Below are 6000 nucleotides of genomic sequence, written 5' to 3' on the forward strand. Positions count from 1 at the left end.
AAATGCATCAACATTACCCTCGTATGTCGTTCATCGGCGATATAGGGCATTTATCGCAACTTACAGAAAAATAAAGATTTTTGTGCAATAAAATGCAAAAAATACGGTCTGTGATATTACTACCCTCAGGTAGTTTTACTGATAAAAGTGAATCATTAGATTAACGATTCACACTGCCCCAATACAGATGAAAATTAAGGAATTAAAATGAGTGACGTTTTACCACAAGATGTTCGAAGCCGCTTACAGTGGTCTTTGTTATCATTGCGGGTCGGTGTTTTTATTGTGATGTTTGTTTGGACACTGGATAAGTTTATTAATCCGGGCCACAGCATAAAAATATTTGAAAAATTTTATGCCATTGCTGGTCTAGGTGAAAACATGGCTTATGTAATGGGCGCATTGCAGCTTATCTTAGTAAGCGCATTTTTATTAGGGGTGAAAAAACGTTTAACGTATGGACTCGTCTTTTTACTGCATGGTGGTTCAACACTCTCCGCCTTCAATCAATATTTTGACGCATTTAATCATTTACTCTTTTTTGCCGCATGGCCGATGTGGGCCGCCTGTTTTGCTTTGTATCTATTACGCGATGCAGACACCAAATTTACCTTAGGAACCAACCGGTAGCAGTTATAAACTTAGCAAACAAGACGGCTGCTACAATACATACACCGGCTGTCATCATTATGCACGTGTTCAAGCAACGAGTTTAACAAAGAAGGAACCCAAGATGCACACCCTAAAGCCAACACGTTTATTAACGTATTTTAGTTTATTTATTTTATTATCAGGAGCCGCTTTTATGTCTCAAGCTAGTACTAAACCTAAGGTAATCGTTTTTGACGTCAATGAAACACTGCTTGACCTTGAAACAATGCGCAGGTCCATAGGCGACGCATTGGGCGGTAAAGATGAGCTGACCACACTGTGGTTTTCAACCATGCTTCATCATTCACTAGTGACGACTGTGAGCGGTGATTATCAAGATTTTGGTAAAATAGGCGTGGCTGCACTGTTGATGGTGGCGCAAAATGAAGGAATTAGCATCACGCAAGAACAAGCCGTTATCGCCATCAAAACACCTTTATTATCCCTACCCGCTCACCCTGACGTTAAACCGGGTTTAGCTGCTCTCAAAGCTAAGGGCTACACCTTGGTAAGTTTAACTAACTCGTCAAATGAAGGGGTACAAACCCAGTTTGCCAATGCGGGCTTAACTGACTTTTTTGAGCAACGCATGAGTATTGAAGATATCAAAGTCTACAAGCCAGATTTGCGCGCTTACGCCTGGGCGTTAAAAAAATTGGGCATCAAACCTGAAGATGCATTGATGGTTGCAGCACATGGATGGGATGTTGCAGGAGCCAAAGCAGCGGGTATGCAAACCGCTTTTGTCGCTCGCCCTGGTAAAGCACTTTATCCGCTCGCACCACAGCCCGATTATGTGGTTAAGGATCTCAATGAATTAGTCGCGCTTTTAGAATAAAAGAGCGGCGTAGCCAAGAATGAAAAAATGCTTAACGTTAGCGTAAGCATTTTATTTGTGTTTATACCCGCCGCCCCACCAATATTGTTGTCAACACAGCGTCATGAAATTCAAAAATTCTGACAAATTTCCCCTTATCTAATACATAAGTCGAACACTCAAGATTGGCGTAACGATTGCCACTTTTAATTTGCCCAATATAGTCTGCATCAAATCGTTGGCCGCTCGTTAATTTTACTTTAATGCGGGTATCGCCGTTTCTAAACAGCTATTGTCGCGTCTAAAACGGTCTGCCAGTGCCCCGTGGGTAACAAAAAATTTATATACGCTAAGACGACCAACAAGGTGTACCCGTTTTTTTCATCATGGCTTGCTGCCTTTTAAAAAGTTTGCCCCTTTGGCAGTGTGGGGATCGTACCTAGATATTTCATACGGCATATTTCAATGACGTTTTTGATAAGTATCTATAAATATTTGAAAGGTAGTTGTGCCACAAGTTTGTGTATCATTGAAAAGTGAATTAGTCATATAAATATTAGCTTTGCGGGAAACCATCCCAGACCAATAATAGTAGTGGTTTAGCCCAATGGTCACTTCAGGCAATTGAGTCAAATCAGTACATTCAATTTTTAAAAAAGGTAAACACGTGAGTAAAAATGTAAATGCGCTTTTTAATCCCTTTAATCATAAAGGTTTATCTCTAAGTAATCGCATCGTGATGGCGCCGATGACCAGAGAATTTTCGCCTGGCGGCGTTGCAACGAACGATGTTGCTGACTATTACCGTCGACGCGCAGAAGGCGGCACCGGTTTAATTATTACTGAAGGCACAACCATTAACGATCCTGTGGCAACGATGAGTGAGCGCATTCCGCAAATTCATGGCGAAGCGTCGTTAGCTGGATGGAAAAAAGTCGTTGAAGCGGTACACGGCGCTGGTGGGAAAATCATGCCGCAGTTGTGGCACGTGGGCATGGCGCGCTCACCTAAAAAAGCCCCTTTTCCAGAATTACCTAGTGTTGGGCCCTCTGGCTTATTGGCACCAGGCAAACAAGTGGCCGAGCCAATGACAGCAGAACAAATTGAAGTTGCTATCAATGGTTTTGCCACCGCCGCAGCCGATGCCATGCGTATTGGCTTTGATGGTGTTGAAATCCATGGCGCTCATGGCTACCTCGTTGACCAGTTTTTTTGGAGTGGTACCAATCAACGTACGGATGAATGGGGCGGTAGCATGGCAAACCGTGGGCGTTTTGCTGTTGAAATTATTAAACGCATTCGCGCAGCAACCTCGCCTGACTTTCCGATTATTTTGCGTTATTCCCAATGGAAACAACAAGATTACAGTGCAAAATTAGCTGACACCCCGCAGCTACTAGAAGCGTTTTTGTTGCCCCTAAGCGAAGCAGGTGTGGATATTTTCCATTGTTCAACTCGCCGCTACTGGGAAAATGAATTCGACGGCGAAGGCCTCAACTTAGCAGGCTGGACTAAGAAGATCACTGGCAAACCGACTATCACCGTGGGCTCGGTTGGCTTAAACGAAGACTTCTTCAGCGCTTTTGCAGGCAAAGGCTCTAGCACGCGCTCAATTGATGATTTAATTGAGCGTATGGACAAAGGCGAATTTGACTTGGTTGCAGTAGGACGTGCCTTGTTGCAAGACCCCAATTGGGCCAATAAAATTCACCAGGGCCAACTACAAGAGCTTGAGCAATACTCAGGTGAAGCGCTAGCAACCTTGTCTTAAACATAAGAGAAATCTGCGGACCTATGAACGACTCCCATGCTGCCAATGCGCTCGCTAAACGTACACTGTTACTGGCATCAGCAGCAATGGGGTTTGCTCAAACCGTATTGTTCGCCATCCTCGCGCCACTTGGACGTGAAATAGGCTTGGTAGAGGTACAAATAGGCGCAATCATTTCTGCTTCATCACTCACACTTTTTTTGGTCAGCCCTCTGTGGGGAAGGGCTAGCGACGTGTGGGGCAGAAGAAAAATCCTGTTAATAGGTTTGTTTGGTTATTCTGTTGGCACCATGTTATTTGCCGGGGTGTTTCAAGCCGCCTTACTGGGATACCTTATTCCCTTAACCGCACTGGTATTTCTGATCATTACTCGAGTCGCCAATGCAGTGGTGATGGCAGCAGTCACGCCTTCCGCCAATGCGTACATGGCAGACATCACCAGTGTAGCTGACCGCATAAAAGGTATGGGTGCTATCGGCGCGGCAGGAAATATCGGTTCAATATTAGGGCCTGCGGTGGGCGGATTGCTAGCAGGTATCAGTTTGCTCACACCTTTGTACTTCTCGGTTCTATTAACACTGGCTGCAGCTATATTGACCGTGTATGCATTACCAGAAATCGCCAAACCTAAGGTCATTCGCAAGCAAGCCAGGCTCAAATACACCGACCCAAGGATATTTCCACTCGTGGTTGCGGGGGTATTTTTATTTATGGGCTTTGCCATTGTGCAACAAACCATTGCCTTTCGCTTTCAAGATATACTGGGTCTTGATGGTACTCAAACGGCTAAAATTGTAGGTTTTAGTTTGATGCTGTCAGCCGCGGCCGCCCTATTTGTACAATTAATAGTGATCCCTCGCTTACACGTTAGGCCTTTTGTATTACTCCGTATTTCAATGCCCATGATGATGATCGCATTTGCAATGATGGCAATTGGTGAGACCGAGTTATTCTTTACCCTTGCGATGGGCATTTTAGGTTTAGGCTTAGGCCTTGCAGGCCCAGGTTTTATGGCGGGTGCTTCGGTTGCTGTGTCGTCAGAAGAGCAAGGCGCCGTTGCTGGAGTGGCAGGCTCTTGTCCACCACTGGGTTTTACCGTAGGTCCTATACTGGGCACTTATTTGTACTCAATTGATGGTGCACTGCCCTACTGGTTTGCTTTTGTTAGCTACGTTGTCCTGTTTTTATTTACCCTTAAATTTAAAGACAGGCCAAACCCTGCCTAAAAACAAAAAACCGACATCAGTCGGTTTTTTAGTGTGTCACTTAAGCCGTGTTTAGCGCGACTTTTACCCTATTAAAGGGCTTTAATAACCGCTTCAACTTCTTCGCAGGTAGGTGGATTACAGCCAACGGTTGCCACATTTAAACTTGCTGCAACTGCGCCAAAACGCAAGGCATCACTGAGTTTTTCAGTAGACGCCTTGGGGGATAGTGCATCAGCCTTCAGCAATCTTGCAATCAAGGCAGAGAAATAGGTGTCTCCAGCACCAACCGTATCGCCAAATACCTCGGGCACATGCACAGCCTGTTTCAGGTTATGTTCACTGGTAATAAGATGCGAACCGCCTTCGCCTAAGGTCAATACCACCATACCGTTTTGCATTCTGTCTAACATGGCTTTGGCATGAAATTCAGGTCTGCCATATAAGCCTTTCAATTCAAGATCTTCATCACTGACTTTAACAATGTCGGCAAACTCAACAAAACGCCAAATGGCTGCCACGTATTGTTGATGATTGGTTTCAACGCCTTTGCGTACATTGACGTCAATACTGATTTTAACACCACGAGATTTGAGTTTGATAACCACCGGAATAAGTACTTCCAGCATTTCTGGCACGAGCGCCAAAGAGCCAGTATGGAATACATCAATATCAACTGGCAACATGGCTAACAAGGCATCTGCAGTAATATCAAGGTCAGCTACGCCCTTACGATACAAACGATAACTCGGTTTTCCCTCAGCATCTTTGTAAACCAAGGCCAGAGAAGAGTTTTTTTCAGAACGATTATTGGGAGGAACTTTAACGCCATCTTTTAATACTGAGGCGTATATTTGTTCACCCATAAAATCAGTAGAAATAGGTGACAAATACGTACAATCAATGCCCTGCTTTACAAAACTTCTGGCAACGTTAAAGGGCGAACCGCCAATAAAAGGTAAATACGAACCATCTTGCTGTTGAATCATATCGATTAAGGCTTCACCAAATACGGCAACTTTTGGGCTTGTCATGTAAACTCCTGAAATATTAACGCTAGCACCCTCGACGGTTAGGCACTGAATCTTGTTGGGACACTAATTTGTTGATTAAACGTACAACGATCATCTTAATTCTAGCTAAAAGTTCGATTTTACGTGGCAGATTATGCACAATTTTACGCCCTTGTTATTAACAGTTTTGTCAGATTATTTTTGCGGGACTGACTTATAACGAATAATAAGGACACTAAAAGCTTTCAGCTTGACATAATATAACGCTAAATCCTTTAATAAATAACAAAACTTTATTAATTATTAAGTCAGGCTGTTTTATGTGGTTCTTTTAATCCACTCTGCAAAAAAATACAAACGTTATGAGACCAGTTAAAACTGATTGTCAAATGACGCTCCGTGCTCTAGCTAAACAGCTAAACAGCTAAACAACACATTGTGCTGGTTAAAATTCAAGTTACATTGCATAACAATGAGCGTTTTGCATACAGAGTGGCGATTCAGCCATAGAAAGCTTAGATATTACTCGTCAATTACTACTCG

At 43.5% G+C, this 6000-nt stretch carries 5 protein-coding genes; 4 read left to right on the forward strand and 1 reads right to left on the reverse strand.

Going from position 1 to position 6000, the window contains the following annotated elements; translation table 11 throughout:
* Positions 1-207 precede the first annotated feature (207 nt).
* From NWQ57_RS21475 to NWQ57_RS21490, 4 genes are all read left to right on the forward strand, one after another.
* Positions 208-630: a hypothetical protein gene (locus NWQ57_RS21475; protein ID WP_306024237.1), complete on the forward strand. Its 423-nt coding sequence runs from the start codon at positions 208-210 to the stop codon at positions 628-630.
* 103 nt (positions 631-733) lie between these two features.
* The gene (locus tag NWQ57_RS21480) at positions 734-1489 is read left to right on the forward strand and encodes a haloacid dehalogenase type II (protein WP_372340962.1); all 756 of its coding nucleotides are present in this window, start codon (positions 734-736) and stop codon (positions 1487-1489) included.
* Between the two features lie 646 nt (positions 1490-2135).
* Complete coding sequence (locus NWQ57_RS21485; RefSeq protein WP_306024238.1) at positions 2136-3239, forward strand: NADH:flavin oxidoreductase; 1104 nt, start codon at positions 2136-2138, stop codon at positions 3237-3239.
* Positions 3240-3262: 23 nt separating this feature from the next.
* Positions 3263-4465: an MFS transporter gene (locus tag NWQ57_RS21490; protein ID WP_306024239.1), complete on the forward strand. Its 1203-nt coding sequence runs from the start codon at positions 3263-3265 to the stop codon at positions 4463-4465.
* Positions 4466-4536: 71 nt separating this feature from the next.
* Here the strand turns inward: NWQ57_RS21490 and NWQ57_RS21495 are convergent, their stop codons facing one another.
* Positions 4537-5478 carry a carbohydrate kinase gene (locus tag NWQ57_RS21495; RefSeq protein ID WP_306024240.1) on the reverse strand — a complete coding sequence of 314 codons (942 nt, stop codon included), beginning with the start codon at positions 5476-5478 and terminating at the stop codon, positions 4537-4539.
* Between the last annotated feature and the right edge of the window lie 522 nt (positions 5479-6000).

Source organism: Paraglaciecola sp. (assembly GCF_030730205.1).
In the GTDB taxonomy this organism is placed as follows: Bacteria; Pseudomonadota; Gammaproteobacteria; order Enterobacterales; family Alteromonadaceae; genus Paraglaciecola.

What these genes read in the sequence shown, in the direction of transcription:
- NWQ57_RS21475 (WP_306024237.1), top strand. Translation starts at nt 208, where the DNA reads ATGAGTGACGTTTTACCACAAGATGTTCGAAGCCGCTTACAGTGGTCT.
- NWQ57_RS21480 (WP_372340962.1), top strand. Translation starts at nt 734, where the DNA reads ATGCACACCCTAAAGCCAACACGTTTATTAACGTATTTTAGTTTATTT.
- NWQ57_RS21490 (WP_306024239.1), top strand. Translation starts at nt 3,263, where the DNA reads ATGAACGACTCCCATGCTGCCAATGCGCTCGCTAAACGTACACTGTTA.
- NWQ57_RS21495 (WP_306024240.1), bottom strand. Translation starts at nt 5,478, where the DNA reads ATGACAAGCCCAAAAGTTGCCGTATTTGGTGAAGCCTTAATCGATATG.